This is a genomic window from Streptomyces sp. YS-3, from assembly GCF_045257485.1.
Lineage (GTDB): Bacteria > Actinomycetota > Actinomycetes > Streptomycetales > Streptomycetaceae > Streptomyces.
Window position 1 is genome coordinate 1 of record NZ_JBJHPC010000092.1, and the last position, 17,421, is coordinate 17,421.

13 protein-coding genes and 1 tRNA gene are annotated in these 17,421 nt (G+C 71.4%); 2 read left to right on the forward strand and 12 right to left on the reverse strand.

Annotated features, from left to right (window positions below):
- Positions 1 to 41 precede the first annotated feature (41 nt).
- Positions 42 to 116: transfer RNA gene (locus ACJA3G_RS11160), tRNA-Cys, on the forward strand.
- Between the two features lie 62 nt (positions 117 to 178).
- Here the strand turns inward: ACJA3G_RS11160 and ACJA3G_RS11165 are convergent.
- The 12 genes from ACJA3G_RS11165 to ACJA3G_RS11220 form a co-directional block, all read right to left on the reverse strand.
- Positions 179 to 835, reverse strand: a complete 657-nt coding sequence (locus ACJA3G_RS11165; protein WP_406552765.1) for a hypothetical protein — start codon at positions 833 to 835, stop codon at positions 179 to 181.
- Positions 836 to 853: 18 nt separating this feature from the next.
- Positions 854 to 3,184 (reverse strand): hypothetical protein, encoded by a 2,331-nt coding sequence (locus ACJA3G_RS11170; protein WP_406552766.1) that lies wholly within the window; start codon positions 3,182 to 3,184, stop codon positions 854 to 856.
- Positions 3,185 to 3,284: 100 nt separating this feature from the next.
- The gene (locus tag ACJA3G_RS11175; protein ID WP_406552767.1) at positions 3,285 to 3,710 is read right to left on the reverse strand and encodes a hypothetical protein; all 426 of its coding nucleotides are present in this window, start codon (positions 3,708 to 3,710) and stop codon (positions 3,285 to 3,287) included.
- 223 nt (positions 3,711 to 3,933) lie between these two features.
- A complete protein-coding gene (mycP, locus tag ACJA3G_RS11180) occupies positions 3,934 to 5,118 on the reverse strand; it encodes a type VII secretion-associated serine protease mycosin (RefSeq protein WP_406552768.1) in 1,185 nt (394 codons plus the stop codon).
- Between the two features lie 60 nt (positions 5,119 to 5,178).
- Positions 5,179 to 6,783 carry a hypothetical protein gene (locus ACJA3G_RS11185; protein ID WP_406552769.1) on the reverse strand — a complete coding sequence of 535 codons (1,605 nt, stop codon included), beginning with the start codon at positions 6,781 to 6,783 and terminating at the stop codon, positions 5,179 to 5,181.
- A 90-nt stretch (positions 6,784 to 6,873) separates the two neighbouring features.
- Positions 6,874 to 7,413 (reverse strand): hypothetical protein, encoded by a 540-nt coding sequence (locus tag ACJA3G_RS11190; protein WP_406552770.1) that lies wholly within the window; start codon positions 7,411 to 7,413, stop codon positions 6,874 to 6,876.
- A gap of 214 nt (positions 7,414 to 7,627) precedes the next feature.
- Positions 7,628 to 9,967: a xanthine dehydrogenase family protein molybdopterin-binding subunit gene (locus ACJA3G_RS11195; protein WP_406552771.1), complete on the reverse strand. Its 2,340-nt coding sequence runs from the start codon at positions 9,965 to 9,967 to the stop codon at positions 7,628 to 7,630.
- Positions 9,964 to 11,916, reverse strand: a complete 1,953-nt coding sequence (locus tag ACJA3G_RS11200; protein ID WP_406552772.1) for a 2Fe-2S iron-sulfur cluster-binding protein — start codon at positions 11,914 to 11,916, stop codon at positions 9,964 to 9,966. The genes ACJA3G_RS11195 and ACJA3G_RS11200 overlap by 4 nt, the downstream gene beginning before the upstream one ends.
- Positions 11,913 to 12,812: an FAD binding domain-containing protein gene (locus ACJA3G_RS11205; protein WP_406552773.1), complete on the reverse strand. Its 900-nt coding sequence runs from the start codon at positions 12,810 to 12,812 to the stop codon at positions 11,913 to 11,915. Before ACJA3G_RS11205 ends, ACJA3G_RS11200 begins: the two co-directional genes overlap by 4 nt.
- A gap of 279 nt (positions 12,813 to 13,091) precedes the next feature.
- On the reverse strand, positions 13,092 to 14,747 hold the full coding sequence (locus ACJA3G_RS11210) for a beta-N-acetylhexosaminidase (protein ID WP_406552774.1): 1,656 nt from the start codon (positions 14,745 to 14,747) through the stop codon (positions 13,092 to 13,094).
- A gap of 155 nt (positions 14,748 to 14,902) precedes the next feature.
- Complete coding sequence (locus ACJA3G_RS11215) at positions 14,903 to 15,202, reverse strand: DUF3039 domain-containing protein (RefSeq protein WP_406552775.1); 300 nt, start codon at positions 15,200 to 15,202, stop codon at positions 14,903 to 14,905.
- A 30-nt stretch (positions 15,203 to 15,232) separates the two neighbouring features.
- Positions 15,233 to 15,793 carry a YqgE/AlgH family protein gene (locus ACJA3G_RS11220; RefSeq protein ID WP_406552776.1) on the reverse strand — a complete coding sequence of 187 codons (561 nt, stop codon included), beginning with the start codon at positions 15,791 to 15,793 and terminating at the stop codon, positions 15,233 to 15,235.
- 231 nt (positions 15,794 to 16,024) lie between these two features.
- Between ACJA3G_RS11220 and murA the strand changes: the two genes are divergently transcribed.
- Positions 16,025 to 17,365 carry a UDP-N-acetylglucosamine 1-carboxyvinyltransferase gene (gene murA / locus ACJA3G_RS11225; protein ID WP_358837676.1) on the forward strand — a complete coding sequence of 447 codons (1,341 nt, stop codon included), beginning with the start codon at positions 16,025 to 16,027 and terminating at the stop codon, positions 17,363 to 17,365.
- Positions 17,366 to 17,421: the final 56 nt, after the last annotated feature.

Here is a 17,421-nt window from a genome sequence, read left to right on the forward strand (position 1 = left end):
CCTCCCTCCCCGCGCCCCTACGGTCAAGGAAGTCAGCACATGGCCGTGTGCCCGAGTGGCTCAGGGGCTCGTCTGCAAAGCGAGTTACGCGGGTTCGATCCCCGCCACGGCCTCCAGCAACACCCGAGAGCGGGCGCCCCCATGACGCGGGGGACGCCCGCTCTTGCCGTTCACTGGCTCAGGCCACCGGTTCCAGGACCAGCGGATCCGACAGCCCACCGGAGTTCTCGCAACCCATCTCCTTCACGACCTTGAGCGACGCGGCATGTAACACGCTCAGGGACGCTTCCCGGAACTCCTGCGTGTTCGGCGTCGTCCGATTGCCGCGGGCATCCACCCGGCCGTGGACCCGAACAGGCCGAGCCCCAGCCCCACCCGACTCCGGGCTCACACACTCGAAGTACAGGTCCGACTCTCCCGCTCGCGCCGAGGCCCTCTTCCCCAGCCGATACAACTGAGCTCCCTCCGGGTGCCGGGTGTCCCCCACATCCGAAGGGGCGTAAATGTCGTACTGGACACGGAAGCTCCCCCGCTTTTCCTCTCCGGCGACCACGCAGAGGGTGGAACTGGAACGAGACCAGTTCACACCTTTCCGATGCTCGGACTCCAGGAACTTCGCCGTCTCCGGGAGCCCGTCCGCAGACGTATCCGCGAAGAGGCTCGCCCCGGTCAGCTTCCGCAGGGCGTCCGCCGCAGCATGCTGTGAGAACAGGCCGTCACAGACACGCGAAGCGGTAAGGGAATCATCTTCGTCGTCACCACCACAAGCCGAGAGCACGGCTGCCAGAACCAACGGCGCCCCCGCAATCCAGACGCCCTTCCGCCCGCGCACCATCCACCCCTTCCCACGCGATCAACCAGTCTCGGGATCGTTACCCTGCTGGTTCTCCCTGTCGTTCCCTCTCCCGTAACCGATATCGAAGGCGTCTTTCAAGTCTCTTGAGAAGTCACTGTTGAGGTCGAGGCCGTGCTGCTGCCGGAAGTGGATAAGTGGCGCCTCCGCACTGCTTTCACCCCCTCGATAAATCAGGGTCTTGTTATCTCTGACCTCACCTTCGATCTGCTCTTTCCGACTCTCGGCCGACTTGTCCGACCAGTCGCCGACCACCTGACCGGCGAGCTGCTCAATCGCACCATGGCCCGTGTCTACGGCGAGCGGAACGACAATCGCGGCAGCTCCCGCCGCCGCAGCCGATGCCGGCAGGAAGGCGACGCCTGCGGCGATCGCCGAGGTCGTGCCGAATTCGACCCATGCTGAGCGCTTCTCGTGGGCCTTCTCGTACTCCTCGTACTTCTTGTTCCCTTCCGCCTCTACCTGGTCCGCACGCGATTGGTCGAGCATTCCCTGCACCTCGGCCCCCATGCCGACCGCAGCGCGGGCCCCACCATGTTCGATCCTGCCGTCTGCCCCCACTTGGGCCTCCAGCACGCTGGTGGTGTACAGCCGCTCGGCCGTCGAGACGGCGGCATACGAATCTGGGTGCTGTCCGAGTGCGCTCAGGAACTTCCGGGCCGACAACTGATCGAACTGAGCGTGGGAGTCGGGCGACTTGTGAGGCGCAAAAACGCTCTGGGGGTCGTTCTTCTCAAGCGCCCAGTTGATGTCGTCGACATAGCCGGCGGCCATGTTGCCCAGGCTGTCAGCCAACGCTTCCTGATGCTTGAGCAGCTTCGCGTCGTCCCCGTATTTCGAGACGACGTCCGCCATGATCCCGGCCGAGGTCTCATCTCGGTGCAGCTCCGGACGCGGGTCGTCCCAGGCGTGCCCGAGTGTGGCCGACTCCAATGCGTGACCGAAAGCGTCCGTCGTGTAGGCGGCGGATTCCTTGACATCGCTTGGACTGTGACTGCCAGTATCCGGGAAGGACTTGTACCCTTCTTTACCGAAGTAGTCGAGGTAATTCTCGATCCGCTCTCCAGACTTGTCCTTCCCCAGGTCCGCCGTCCCGCTCTTCACAGTCCCGTCCTCGTTGTACGCGGTCGGATCCGCGGAGAAGAACTGCTTCGAGGCCTCCGGGCTGTGGCCGAGCGCCTCCAGCATGGACGTCACCGGGTCGTAGCCGGAACCGTTCACCCCGGAGGGGTTGAACGGGTTCTTCTGCCAGCCCCCGACCGGCTTCGTGTCTGCGAACAGGTACGGGTTCTTCTGGTGCAGCTGGACCACGTGCTCAGCGATCGGGTCAAGGAACTTGGGATCATAGTTCCCGTATCTCATGATGCCGCCGAGGAGCTGATAGCCGTACGGAGGATTCATGTCGTACTTGGCCAGCGGAATCCGCTGTGTACCAAGCTTTCGCAGCTCCGTGCCCCACGTATCCGGCAGATGCCACTTATTGTCGGGATCAGTCGCCGTGGCCAGACTGAGCCCGAGGTTCTTCTGCAGCTCCTGGACGTCCTTGAGCCGCTCCTTGTCCACCTTCGCGTAGTCATACGTGTCCGTCGACAACTGCCCGAAGAACTCCAGCGCGCCCTTCGGTCCCAGCTTCGAGTAGAAGGTCGTGGTGAACTCCGCCGAGCCGTGGTTGTCCCGCAACAGCTCGTTCAGTTGGTTGAGTTCGGTGTGAGTGAGGGCCCGGCCCTTGGAGGCGAGATCGAGCGCACGCTGCGCCTCCTCCGCGTCCAGACTGGAGAACCGTGGCGTGGTGAAGTTGTTGGCGTCGGTGACGTTCGCCGCCAGCGCGCGCCGCAACGCCTCATCCGCATCGTCGCACTCGTCGACCAGCGCCTTGATGCGCTGCTGCCACTGCGCGAGGTTGTCCTTCTGCTTCTGCAGTTCGAGGGAGATGCCCGGATCGTGGCGGGCGGTGTAGTCACCGGAAAGCGAATAGCGGGCCGTGACCCGGCCCTGGGCGTCCACCACGATCCCGGTCTTCTCCGAACCGTCGACGATCTTCTGTAACTCGTCCTTGGCCCGCTTGAACGCCCCGTACCCGTCCGCCAGAACCGCGTGGATCCCCTTCGCCTCCGCCGCTGCGTCCTCGAACTCCTTCGCCGTCTTGTCGATGAACTGCCTGGTGACCCCCGCGTTCACCCCCGCCCAGTCCGCCTTGTCGGCGTGCGCCTTCATGCCCGTGCGGGCCTCCTCGGCGAGGGTCTTGAGACGGGTGGCCATGTCCGACCAGTCGTCGACCGCGGTCTTCAGCTTGTCGAGCGGCGCGTTGACCACGTCGTCGTACGTGAGCATGTCCTGATACCGACCTTGATGGCTCGAAGTCCCTGTACGTACCTGACGCCTGTCCCAAGTCCTGGACCTGGACGTCAGGTCGTCGTCGTCTTCTTTTCGTCTACTTCAGGTATTCGTCGATCCGCGACACCGCGAGCAGCTCGCCCCCGACGCGCTGGTCGTCCTTGGCGTGCGCGGCCATCGAGTAGTCGAGATGGTTCGAGATCTGCGCGCAGGCGTCGCTGAGGGTACGCAACTGGGTGTCCCACTTGGCGCGGACCTTCGCGAGTTCGGCGCCGCAGGTGAAGTTGCGGGCGGCGAGCGCGGTCGCCGCGGCCCCGGTGGATTCGCGGGCGTGATTGCCGTCGCGCCTGAGCCCGTCGTGGAGCTTGAAGGCGTCCCCGCCGACCACACCGAGGTCGTCACGCCGCACGCTCAGGTCGGCAGTGGCCGGACCGCTCGGCCCGTCGTCGACGCGGTTCAGCCGCATCGCCACGTTCGCAGCCGCACTCGCCTGCGCCTGACGCCACTCTTCCTCGAACGACATGCGGACCCTGCCCCCGTACGCCCCCGGACGACTCTTTACCGATCCCAAACCGTACGGAGGGCCCGCTCTTCGCGCCAGCACATCCTCCGGCTATGGGAGGACGTGGCCGTTTCATCCCCCCTGAATGGCTGGGATGGGGCGGGTGGTGTGTTGACGAGGTCGTGGGTGCTGGAGGGGTTTGCAGGTGCTGCCCGTGTTGCCGGTGTGCCGGTGCCGGTGTGGCTTACGGGGTGCGGCGGCGCGACCGTACGAGCAGGATCGCCACCGCCGACACCACGACGCCCGCCGCGCCGAGTCCGACCCACAGGCCCGTGTTACCGCCCCCGTCGTCCGACTCGCGCGCGGCGGCCTCGGCGGGTGCGGGCTTGGCCGAGGCGGTGGGCGACGGGGCCGGGGAGGCGGATCCCTGCGGCGTCCCGGCCGGGGCCAGGTCGGGCAGCGGCCACTCGTCGGCCGGGCCCGGGTCGCCGGGGGTCTTCAGGGCGACGCGGGGGCGGACGACGCCGTATCCGATGTAGTCACTGCGCTTGTCCCCGTTCTTGGGGCCGCCGGCGGTGTTGAGCAGGACGCGGAGGACCTGGTTGTTGGTCCACTGGGGGTACTTGGACCAGATGAGGGCGGCGGAGGCGGAGGCGAGGGCGGTGGCACCGCTTGTGCCATGTCCGGAGCAGATCTGTGTCCCTCCGGTGCACGAACTGACGATGTCTTCGCCCGGAGCCGCGAGATCGACCTGTGTGCCGTGCTCGGACTCCTTGGTCGCCTCGATCTTCTTGTCCACGGCTGCCACGCCCACGGCGCCCGGGGTGGCAGCCGGATACTCAAGCCGGTTTCCCCGGTCCCCGCTGTTGCCCGCGGCGGCGAAGACCAAGGCACCCTTGTTCACGGCGTATTTCACCGCGCTGGTGAGTTCGTCCGAGCCCTCCGGCGCGCCCTGCGAGACGTTGATCACCTTGGCGCCGTGGTCGGTCGCGTAACGAATGCCCTCGCTCATCTTCTTGACGAACATGGGGATGTCCGCGAGTTTCGACGCCTCATCGGCCTTGGGCAGCCTGACCGGGAGGATCTTGGCTCCCGGCGCCAGGCCGTAGGCTCCATCCGCTGTCGATCGCTTGCCGGTGCCCGCGATCAACGAGGCCATCGCGGTTCCGTGCCCCGTGCCATCGGTGTGTTCGTCGCCGCCCTGCTTCGAAAGATCGAGACCAGGAAGCACCTGCCCCCGGAGATCAGTCAGGCTGTCGTCGACGCCTGTGTCCACGACAGCGACAGTCACCCCCTTGCCGGTGCTCGTCTTCCACATCTCGTCCACCTGCATCGCGTCGAGATGCCATTGGCGTTGACGCACCGACTCGGCATGCGCGGGCGTGGCGGCGGCAACGCCCACCAGCAGCGTTCCCAAGAGGAGGGACACGGCACGGCCGTGCCTCGTTACCCGATGGCTGCTGGTAGGCATGCGCTTCCTTCGTAGGGCTCAGTCGATTACAGGCGGCACGATACGGCGGTCGCTCTGCTGCCAGGTCTCCTCGTCCTCGGTGAGGTAGTCCGGGCGCTCGCCCTCGCGCTCGTCGCGACGCCCGGCGGGGCCGTGCGTACCGGGCGGAATCATCCCCCGGCCGCCGGAACGACCGGCTCGCGATTCGCCTTCGGCCGTGGCATTGCGTACGAGACCCGAGCCGCCCTCCGTGAACGGACGGCCGCTCCGGGTGCCCGGCTCGGTCGGGCGACCACCGACGATGCCGCCGGGCTCGCCCGCCAGACGGCGTCCACCGGAGACGCCTCCCCGGCCTCCGCCGCCGCCCACATGGCCACCAGCGCCCTGGCCCATCGGGGGACGGCCCTGCATGCCTTGAGTGCCCCTGAGGCCCTGCCGGCCCTCGTCGCCGACGACGGTGCCCCGGGGGATGCCGCTCGTGGGCCGGCCTTCACCGGGCGGTACGGGACGGCCGCCGACGATGCCGGGCTCTCGCGGCAGCGCGCTCGGGGGCAGACCCCCCACAGTGCCGCGCCCGGGAAGCCCGGTGCCACGAAGGCCGCCCGTCGCCTGCCGACCGCCCAGGACGCCGGGTTCCGGTACCCCGCCCTTCCCGCTGCCGGTGAAAGTGGGCGGGACGATTCCGACGGGCGGCACAAGACCGATGTCCGGCCTACCGAGGGGCGGCGGGGTGGAAGTGACAGTCGGTCCAACGGGGGTGACGTGTGTAGGCGGCGGCAGCGTGTGGATGCCATCGATTTCCGTACCGACAGGTACGTCAGGTACGTCAGGTACGTGCGTGGACGGTCTGACTCCGACCGGAGTCACGGTGTGCTGCGTCACCGGGGTGCTGTGTGTCGTCCCCGACGGGGTCGAGCGGTAGTCACTGGTCGATGCAGTCGAAGTCCGGCTACCTCGGGTAGGGGATGACTGGGCCCCCTGAACGTGCTGCATGCCCTGACGGTCGAACCCCTCGGGCACAAACACCGCCGGCGGCGGCGGAAACACCGGCGGCCTCAACCCCGCCACCTGCTCCCCCGACTGCACATACACATCCGCGAGCCGCTTCAGCTCGCGCACCGCCTCCTGCCGCTGCCCCTCCATCTTCTCGTTGAGGCCGGTCAGCTTCGCCGACGCGTCGCGGGCGTCCTTCTGGCCGTCGGGGTCGTGGTGGGCCGCGATGTACAGCTTCTGGGTGTCCGTCGCCTGCTGCTTGAGGGCCGGGTCGTACTCCGGGACCGCCGACTTCGCCTGGGTGATCGCGTGGGAGACCGAGGCCAGCCAACCCGAGGCGTCCTGGCTGTACTTGCCCAGTTCCAGCGTGGCCATGGCCGCGTCGTGGCCCCAGTCCGTGAACGCCTTCGCGCCCTCGCCCTGCCAGACCACCCGGCTCATGTGCAGCTTGAGGTCGTCGCCGATCTTCGTGATCGTCGTGGCCGCCTTCGCCAGCTTCTGGGCCAGGCCGTGGGCGGAGTCGCCCTTCATCCCCTGGACCATGGTCCACAGTTCCTGGTGGGACTTGGACTCGAAGTCCGTACGCTCCACCGGCGGCGTCTTCGGCGCCCCCTGCGCGCCCTCACCGCTGCGGCCCTTGTTCTCAGCCATCCCGTCGCACCACCATTCCCCGACTTCCGTCGTCCCCCGTCACGTACGCGGCGAGCGCCGCGTCCGCCGCGTCGTCCGCCGCCGCGTCCATCAGATCGTGCCGCCCGTCGCGCCCTTGTCCGGCGCGGGCCCGGTGGCCTGCGGCGGCGCGCCCGGGGTCGTCCCCGGCCCGTACGCGTCGTACTGCTTGTGCAGCTCGTCGCTGATCGCGCGCATGCGGTCGCGGACGTCCGCGTCCACGCCGTCGTACCCGTTCTCCGCCGCCAGTACGGCAATGCACAGGCCCTCGATCTGCATGCTCAGCGCCTTGGAGAGCTGGCTGATCTGCTCGTGGACGACCTCGTACACCCCGTACAGGAACGCGCTCTCCTTGAAGGAGTCCGGTCCCAGCTCCGACTTGGCCAGGCGGTCCGCGCCGATCTTCACCGAGGACGCCTCGGACTCGTTGAGCTCGGTGAGCAGCGCGTCGACCCGCTTCTTGAACGTGAGCATCGACTCGGCCTCGCGGGCCATGTCCGCCGCCGCCGCGACGGCGGCACCGGCCGCCGCTCCGAACCCGGGCATCATCCCGAGCACCGGCACCAGCGCTTCCATTCCGGGCGCCGCGCCCCCGTTGCCGTCCTGCGCCACAGTCGCCTCCCCGTTCGCCGTTCCCCGTACAGCTCCGAAAGCAACTGTAGTCAGCACCGCTGACAGACTGAACTCCTCCCTCTGCTTTCGGTCTTGACCGATCGCTTCTCTTGCGAGGACACGTCTGTGACCGGATGGGTTCCCGTGCCACAACAAAACCGGGCGGGACGCATCGGTCTCGTCCCGCCCGGCCACCCCTCAGCGCGTCAGCCCCCTACGCGTTCCCCGCCGTCACCACCGCCGCCTGCGGGCGGATCGGGAGGCGGTTGACCGGGCGGCCCGTCGCCGCGCGGACCGCCGAGGCGATCGCCGCCGGGCTCGTCACCACCGGGACCGCGCTCGCCGCCTTCGCGCCGAAGGGGGCCACCACGTCGCGCTCCTCCACCAGCTTCACGATGCGGATGTCGGGGGCGTCCAGGGCCGTGGGAAGGGCGTAGCCCGTCAGGTCGGGGTGGCGGACCAGGCCGCGCGCCGTGCGGAGGTTCTCCGTCAGCGCCGCGCCCACGCCCTGGGTCACACCCGCCTCGATACGGGCCACCAGTTGCGCGGGGTTGAGGACGCGGCCCACGTCCTGGGCGACCGCCAGCTCCACCACGCGGACCGAGCCGATCTCGATGTCCACGTCCACCACCGCGCGGATCGCGCAGAACGCCAGGCCCACGAAGGCGTCGCCCTGGCCCGTCTCGTCCAGGGGCTCGGTGGGGTGCGGGCGGCACTGGGCCGTGGCCCAGAGCTCCTTGCCGTCCATCGCCTCGGTGACCGTCGTGGACAGCACACCGTCGTACGACGTGATCTTGCCGTCGGCGATCTGGAGCAGCTCCGTGGACATGCCGAACTTGTGCGCCAGGGGCTGCAGGAGCTGGGTGCGCACCATTTTGGCCGCGCGTTCCACCGCTCCCCCGGACACCCACGTGTGGCGGCCGTGCGACGCCGGTCCCGCGGGGGGCTGGTCCGTGTCGACGGGGGCCACGTGGACCTCCTCGATGCCCAGCGTCTCCTGGACGATCTGGCGGGCCAGCGTCGTGAAGCCCTGGCCCGTGTCGACCGCGGCGCAGATCACCGTGGCGACGCCGTCCTGCACCTTGACCGTGGCCGTCGACACCTCGTCCGTGCCCTCGGCGCCGAGCATGTGCACCATGCCGAGGGCGTAGCCGACGCCCCGGCGCACCGCGCCCGGCTCGCCCGCGCCCTCGGGGCCGCCCGGCAGCAGCCAGTCGTCCTCCGGGGCGTCCTTGGGAAGGGTGGGCAGGGGGAAGTCCCGTACGGCCGTGAGCAGTTCGGCCACGGGGGCCGGGCACGTCACCGTCTGGCCCGTCGGGAGCAGGTCGCCCGTCGCCAGGACGTTGCGCAGACGCAGCTCCGCCGGGTCGATGCCCAGTTTGGCCGCCAGCTTGTCCATCTGGCCCTCGTAGGCCGCGCACACCTGCATCGCGCCCTCGCCCCGGACGTGGCCGGAGGGCGGGTTGTTCGTACGGACCGCCCAGCCCTCGACGAAGGCGTGCGGGACGACGTACGGGCCGCAGGCGAACGCCACCGCGGCGGCCAGCGACTCGGACGACGCCTGCGCGTACGCGCCCGCGTCCAGCAGGATCTGCGCCTCCACCTTGACCAGACGGCCCTCCGCGTCCGCGTGGTGGCGGTAGCGCAGCAGGGTGGGGTGGCGGTGGGCGTGGCCCAGGAAGGATTCCTCACGGGTCGCCGTCAGCTTCACCGGGCAGCCGGTGCGCAGCGCGAGCAGGCCGAGCGGCAGCTGGAAGCCCAGGTCCTCGCGGTCGCCGGTGGCGCCGGGCACGCCCGTGACGACCACCTTCACGCGCTCGGGGTCCAGGCCGAAGCACGCCGCCGCGAGGTCCCGGTCGGCGTGCGGGTCGGTGGAGGCGGTGTAGATCTCCACGCCGCCGTCGGGGCGCGGCACCGCGAGCCCGGCCTCGGCGCCGATCGGCGCCGGGTCCTGGCGGCCGATGCGGTACAGGCCCTCCACCACGACCTCGCCGGTCACGTCCGGGTCGCCGTACTGGAGCGGGATGTGGCGGATCAGATTGCCGTCGGGGTGCAGCGGTTCGGCGCCGAACGCCTTCTCCGGGTCGGTGACCGGTTCGAGCAGCTCGTACTCGACCGCGATCGCCGCCGCCGCCAGCCGGGCCGTGTCGGGGTGGTCGGCGGCCACCGCCGCGATCGGCTCGCCGTGGTGGCGTACGACGTCGGCGGCGAAGACCGGACGGTCCGCGACCCCCCGGCCGTGCGCGGCGTCGCCGGGCACGTCGGCGTGGGTCACCACGGCCCGTACGCCCGGCATCTCGGCCGCGGCCGAGGTGTCGATGGAGACGATCCGGGCCGAGGCGTGCGGTGAGCGCAGCACGGCCGCCCACAGCAGGCCCTCGGCCCACAGGTCGGAGGCGTACGGGAAGGTGCCCTCGGCCTTGGCGCGCGCGTCGGCGGGGCGGAGCGGGGCGCCGAGCCCGTGGGTGGGCGTGGCGGGCTGCTCGGGGCCGGTGCCCGCGCCGTCGACCGCCGTGGTGGCCGCGGTCGTCGCGGTGGCTGCGTCGTTGCTCACGCCATGCCTCCGTCGTGCGTGTGCGAGGGCTGGACGCCGCCCGCGCCGGGGCCCGCCTGGTGCGGAATACGGGCTTCTTCGGTGGTCGCCGCGGGCTGCCCGGCCGGGCGGCCCGAAGACCGGCCCGCCGTGTCGCCGGGCGAGGCCGTCTGCGCCTCGCGCCCGGCCACCACCTCGCGTACGGCGTCGAGCACGCCCCGGTAGCCGGAGCAGCGGCACAGGTTGCCGCAGAGCGCCTGCCGGGTCTCCAGCTCGGTCGGCGCGTGGTTGCCCTCCAGCAGGTCGTGGAGGGTCATGGCCATGCCGGGGATGCAGAAACCGCACTGCACGGCCCCGCACGCGGCCAGCGCGCGCTGGACGTCGGAGGGTTCGCCGTCGGTGGCGAGGCCCTCGACCGTCCGTACCTCGGAGCCCGCGGTGGTGGCGGCGGGCACCAGGCAGGAGGCCACAAGACGGCCGTCCACCTGCACGTTGCACGCGCCGCACTCGCCCTGCGAGCAGCCGTCCTTGGCCCCGGCGAGCCCCAGGCGCTCGCGCAGCACATAGAGCAGCGACTCGCCGACCCACGCCTCGGTGACGGGCCGGTCGGTGCCGTTGACGCGCAGGACGTAGGAGGCACGGGGGTGCTCCAGGTCGGCGGCGGGCGGCAGCTGCGGCTCGGGCTCGGGGTGGAGCGCGGCCACGGGTTCGGGGTGGAGGGCCGATACGGGTCCGGGCTCGGGGTCCGGTGCCGCTTCCTGTACGGAGGCCGGTTCCGGGGCCGACTCCGGCTCGGGCTCGGGCTCCGGGAGCGGCTGGGCCGGCTCGGTGGGGACGGGAAGCTCATCGGCGTGGACGGGCCGCTCGTCCGCGTGGACGGGACGCCGGTCCGCGTGCCCGGTCCCGGGCACCGGCTCGGCGGGCGGCAGCGGAACGGCGACCGGCTCCGCGTCGGCCGGCTCGGCGCCGGACGCGTCCGGCGCCTCCGCCGCCGCCCGGACGTCCTCGCGCTCGTGCCCGAATTCGTGCCCGTGCTCGTGCTCGTGCCGCTCCTCGGGGAGCTCCTGCCGTACCTCCGTCGCCAGCGCCGCCGCCCAGGGCGCGGGCGCGCCGCCGGGCAGGGTCGCGCCGGGGTGGGGCGCGTTCCAGGACAGGACCGGTTCCTCGCGTACGGGCCCGGGGGCCGCCGGGGTGTCCATGGGCGCCGAGAGGTCCGGGGAGGCCTGGCGGCGGGCGTCCAGGGCCGCCTGGTGGTGTGCCTGCGCGAAGTCCTCCACGCGCGCGTCGGCGGCCTCGGGGCTCGCCTCCACGGCGGGCTCGGGCTCCAGCGGCGGTTCGGGACGGGGCTCGGGGTGCGGCTGCGGCTGTTCGGTCGCCCAGGGCGCGGCGGCGCCGCCGGGCAGGGTCGCCGGAGGGGTCGTACCCCACTGCTCGATCAGAGAGGATGTACTGAATTCGCCCGATTCATCCGGCAGTTCACCACCGGCGACCGGGATCGTCCACTGACCGCTGGGCTGTCCGTGCTGCGCCGGGTCGTCCGGAAACGTCCACTGGCCGGTGGCGTGCCGGTCCTGCGGAGCCTCGCCCAGCGGATCGCTGAGCGGGTCCGGCCCGGACTGCGGGGGCGCGGACGCGTCGGGCCACCGCACCGACCGCACCTGGCTCTCGCCCCGGTCCGGCTCGGACGGCGGCGCCGGGAACGTCCAGGCGCCGGTCGAGGCCGGGTCGGTCGCGGCGGCGGGCGTCAACGGCACGATCATCGGCGGCACATAGCCGTGCCCGGGCGCGGCCAGCGGGTCACCGCCGAGCAGCGCGTCCAGGTCGGGGGGCAGCTGGACGAAGGCGGTCGCGCCGTCGTCGTACTCACCGCCCTGCGGGACCGGCTGCCAGCCGCCCGTCCCCCGCGCTCCTTCGGCAGTGTGGTTGCCGCGGTCGCCGTGGTCGCCGTGGTTGCCGTGGTTGTCGCTCACGACAGCGCCCTCCCCAGTGCTCGTCGGGCCAGTGCGGCGACCGTGCGCCGCAGGTGCAGGACGGCGGGCGACAGCGCGGGGGGCTCCGTGCCGTCGGCCGCCGGTGCCGGGTCCGGGATGCAGGCGGCGGCCACGTACTCACCGAAGGCGCTCAGCGCCTCCGGGGCCAGCGCCGCCCGCTCGCCGTCCCAGTCGATCAGGGAGGCGATCCAGCGCTCGGCCTCCAGGGGCCGCAGCGGCATCGGCGCGATCGCGCCCACCGCGCAGCGCACCCCGCGCCGGGCCGGGTCCAGGACGACCGCGACCGAGGCGGTGGCGCGGCCGGGGCCGGTGCGGCCGGTCGCCTTCAGGAACACCTGGGGGGCGTGCAGCAGGGGCACGCGGACATGGCCGATGAGTTCGGCGGGGGCCAGCAGTTCGCGCCCGGCCAGCAGGTGCGAGACCGGGATCTCCCGGCGGGCGCCCTCGGGGCCCGCGATGACCAGCGTGGCCTCCAGCGCGGCCAGCACGGGCAGCGCGTCGCCGGTGGGCGCCGCGGAGACGATGTTGCCGCCCAGGGTGCCCGCGTTGCGGATCTGCGGGGGTCCGGCGGCGCGTGCCGCCGCCGCGAGCGCCGGGATCAGCGCCGCGAAGTCCGGGCGTCCCATCCGCGCGTGCGTGAGCCCCGCGCCGAGCAGGGCGTGGCCGTCCTGGTACTGCCAGCCGCGGATCTCGTTGATCCGGCCGAGGCCGACGAGGCCCGCGGGGCGCAGCAGGCCCCGGTTCACCGCCGCCATCAGATCGGTGCCGCCCGCGACGGGCACGGCGGCGGGCATGGCGGCGAGCGCCGCCACGGCCTCGTCGAGCGAGGCCGGCAGTGTCACCGACTGCGCCGCCTGCGGTGCGTGCGTGGTCAACCCAGCTGCCCCTTCCCGGTGTCCCGGCCGTCCCGACTGTCCCGCCAGTGTGTGGCTGTGTTGCTGCGCGTTGGCCGTACGGTACGTGCTCACAGCCCGGACGTGGCAACTCTGGCACATCTTCCGAGCCGCCCGACGCGAGGGTCCGCGAAGGGCAGTTCCGTCCCCGACCAGGGGAATGGTCCGGATTCACGGTGGTTGTACGACTTATCCGTACGGGACAGTCACGGATCACCGTTCCAGGGTCGCGGGCGGGCGGTCACCGTCTTGCCGCCCGGCTCACACGTTTGGGGGCGACCCGTCGATCGGGCGTCCGAGGCCGCCTTCCATCTTTTCGGGGGCCGGGCGCTTCTGCCAGGGCAACGGGCCGCCGGGCGGCCGGTAGCCGACGCCGAGGGCGTCAAGTCGCGCGTAGTGGGCGCGCATTCGGCGCTCGAACCCGGCGAAGTCGCGCGCGGCGGGGGCGGGCAGCGCCGACCACGCCACCTCGGCGAACGCCGCGAGCCGGGGGAACACCTGGTAGTCCACGCGTCCCTGGTCCCGCATCACCTCGGTCCAGACATTGGCCTGAGTGCCCAGCACGTGCCGCGCCTCGGCCTCCGTCAGCTCGGACGGAACGGGCTCGAAGCGGTAGACGTCCTCCAGCGTCCGTACGTATCCGATCGGCATCGGCTCGTCGGGGCCGTCGGCCTGCCGGTGGTCCAAGTAGACCTGCTGCTCGGGGCACATGACCACGTCGTGACCGGCCCGGGCGGCCTCGATGCCGCCCGCGTAGCCGCGCCAGGAGGAGACGGCCGCGCCGGGCGCCAGGCCGCCCTCCAGGATCTCGTCCCAGCCGATGAGGCGCCGGCCCCGCTCGGTGAGCCAGCGGTCGAAGTGGCGGATGAACCACGACTGGAGTTCGTCCTCACCGGCCAGTCCCAGCTCCTCGATGCGGGCCCGGGCGGTGGCGGACGCCTTCCACTGGTCCTTGGGGCACTCGTCGCCGCCGATGTGGACGAAGGGCGACGTGGCGGCGGGGAAGAGCCGCAGGATCTCCTCCAGCACGCCCTCGTAGAAGCGGAGGGTGTTGTCAGTGGGGGCGAGTACGTTCGGATTGACGCCCCAGGTGTCCCAGACGGAGAGGCGGGTCGTGTCGATGACGTCGGTGTTGCCCAGTTCCGGGTATGCGGCGATGGCCGCCTGCGAGTGGCCGGGGATGTCGATTTCCGGAACCACCGAGATATGCCGCTCGGCGGCGTACGCGACGATCTCGCGGATGTCGTCCTGGGTGTAGAAGCCGCCGTGCGGCTCCTCGGTCCACAACGGCGAGGCGCGATGGCCGTACTTGGTCCGCGAGCGCCAGGCGCCGACCTCCGTGAGCCGGGGGAAGCGCTTGATCTCCACGCGCCAGCCCTGGTCGTCGGTGAGGTGGAAGTGGAAGACGTTCAGCTTGTGCGCGGCGAGCAGATCCAGGTAGCGCAGCACGCCGTCCTTCGGCATGAAGTGGCGTGAAACGTCCAGCATCAGGCCGCGCCAGGCGAACCGGGGCGCGTCCTCGACGACTTGGCGGGCGACGGCGCGCTCCGCGCCCGGGTCCGCGCACGCCCTGCGGTAGGCGTCGGGGCCGAGCAGCTGGCGGAAGGTCTGCGCACCCCAGAACACCCCGGCCGGGCCGCCGCCGACGAGCTCGACCGCCGCCGTCCCCACGGTGAGCCGGTACGCCTCGGGGGCGAGGGCCGCGTCGAGGCGCAGGGTCACGGTGTCCGGGGCGCCGGGCTGCCCGGGCGGCAGCGGGCGGGCGAGCGCCGCGCCGAGGGCGGACCGCAGCCAGTGGGCCACGCCCTCGGTGCCGGGGCCGGCCGCGAGCGCGGTCGCCTCCCGCAGGACGAAGGCGCCCTCCCCGTGTTCCACGGAGACGGGCGCCGGAACGAGATCCACCAAGTCCAGGGGCATGGGGGGCACGGTAGCCCCCCGGTCGGCGTACGGCCGCGGGCCGGTGGGGCCTGAGCGCGCAGTTCCCCGCGCCCCCAGGTGCCTGGGGGCGCGGGGAACTGCGCGAGCGGCCATCCACGGCCCTCAGCCGAAGGCGCACCGCGACCCGAACGGCGTTACTTCCCGCCCTTGCCGCCGTCCTTGCCGCCCTTGTCCTTGTCGCCACCCGCGCCCATGGACTCGTAGATCTCCTTGCACATGGGGCACACCGGGTACTTCTTCGGGTCGCGGCCCGGCACCCAGACCTTGCCGCAGAGCGCGACGACGGGGGTGCCGTCGAGCGCGCTCGCCATGATCTTGTCCTTCTGGACGTAATGGGCGAAGCGCTCGTGGTCGCCGTCGCCGTTCGACACCTGCGGCGTCGGCTCGACGAGGGTCCCCGTACCTGCCCCGCGCTCGGGCTCAAGAGTGCTCATAAGTTCCTAGCGTACTGAAGCGCGGCGGCATCAGTTCAGCGAAGGGTCGTCCGGGTACGTCGCCACCATCGCCAGCTCGCTGCGCTGCCGGCGCAGCACCGCACGCCACAGGGACTCCGGCTCCGGCGAGGAGACGTCACCGGGTTCGGACTCCACCACGTACCAGGCCCCGTCCGTCAGCTCGGCCTCCAGCTGGCCCGGTCCCCAGCCCGAGTACCCGGCGAAGATCCGCAGCGAGCCGAGGGCGGCGGCGAGCAGCTCCGGCGGCGCCTCCAGGTCGACCAGGCCGATCGCCCCGTATATCCGGCGCCAGCCGAGCGGGCCCTCGTCACCGGGGATGACGGCGACGCCGAGCGCGGAGTCCAGCGAGACCGGGCCGCCCTGGAAGACCACGCCGGGCTCACCGGCGAGGGACGCCCACGGCTCCAGGATGTCGCCGACACCGACCGGGGTCGGACGGTTGAGGACCACGCCGAGCGAGCCCTCCTCGTCGTGGTCGAGGAGCAGCACCACCGCGCGGTCGAAGTTCGGATCCGCGAGGGCGGGGGTGGCGACGAGCAGCCGCCCTGTGAGCGAGGACACCTCGGTCATGCCGACATGATCCCGCATCTTCGGCCCCGAGGGGGAGCGCACGGCAGCAATGGGGCGCACCGGCTCCCCCGGCGGGCCCGGGTGGTGACCCTCCGCCGAACGGGCCTGAGCGGAGCGTGTTGTGGCGAATTCATTACGCTTGCGAACCCCCCTTGGCCATACAGGACATGGGTAGAAGCCCCTTACCCTTTTCTCTGGCCCCCTGCCCGACGATTCCGGAACGCGAGATACATGACCGGCACAGACGATGTACTGCTTGTCCACGGCGGCACCCCGCTGGAGGGCGAGATCCGCGTTCGCGGCGCGAAGAACCTCGTGCCGAAGGCGATGGTCGCCGCCCTGCTCGGCAGCGGTCCCAGCCGGCTGCGCAATGTGCCCGACATCCGTGACGTGCGCGTCGTACGCGGCCTGCTGCAGCTGCACGGCGTGACGGTCCGCCCCGGTGAGGAGCCGGGTGAGCTGGTGCTCGACCCGTCGCACGTCGAGAGCGCGAACGTCGCGGACATCGACGCGCACGCGGGGTCCTCCCGCATCCCGATCCTGCTCTGCGGCCCGCTGCTGCACCGCCTCGGCCACGCCTTCATCCCGGGCCTGGGCGGCTGCGACATCGGCGGCCGGCCGATCGACTTCCACTTCGAGGTGCTGCGGCAGTTCGGCGCGACGATCGAGAAGCGCGCGGACGGCCAGTACCTGGAGGCGCCGCAGCGGCTGCGCGGTACCAAGATCCGGCTGCCGTACCCATCGGTGGGCGCGACCGAGCAGGTGCTGCTCACGGCCGTGCTGGCCGAGGGTGTGACCGAGCTCTCCAACGCGGCCGTGGAGCCCGAGATCGAGGACCTCATCTGCGTACTGCAGAAGATGGGCGCGATCATCGCCATGGACACGGACCGGACGATCCGGATCACCGGGGTCGACAAGCTCGGCGGGTACACCCACCGTGCCCTCTCGGACCGGCTGGAGGCCGCCTCCTGGGCGTCCGCCGCGCTGGCGACCGAGGGCAACATCTACGTCCGCGGCGCGCAGCAGCGCTCGATGATGACGTTCCTGAACACGTACCGGAAGGTCGGCGGCGCCTTCGAGATCGACGACGAGGGCATCCGGTTCTGGCACCCGGGCGGCTCGCTGAAGTCGATCGCGCTGGAGACGGACGTCCACCCCGGTTTCCAGACCGACTGGCAGCAGCCGCTGGTCGTGGCGCTGACGCAGGCCACGGGTCTGTCGATCGTCCACGAGACGGTGTACGAGTCGCGGCTCGGCTTCACGTCGGCGCTGAACCAGATGGGCGCGCACATCCAGCTGTACCGGGAGTGCCTGGGCGGCTCGGACTGCCGCTTCGGGCAGCGCAACTTCCTGCACTCGGCGGTCGTGAGCGGGCCCACGAAGCTCCAGGGCGCGGATCTGGTCATCCCCGACCTGCGGGGCGGGTTCTCGTACCTGATCGCGGCTCTGGCGGCGCAGGGGACGTCGCGGGTGCACGGGATCGATCTGATCAACCGGGGCTACGAGAACTTCATGGAGAAGCTGGTGGAGCTGGGGGCGAAGGTGGAGCTGCCGAACGGTGCGCTGAGCTGAGCCCGGGGGGTTGTCCCCCACCCCGCCCCTTCCCTAAACCCTCCGGGGGCCGGGAG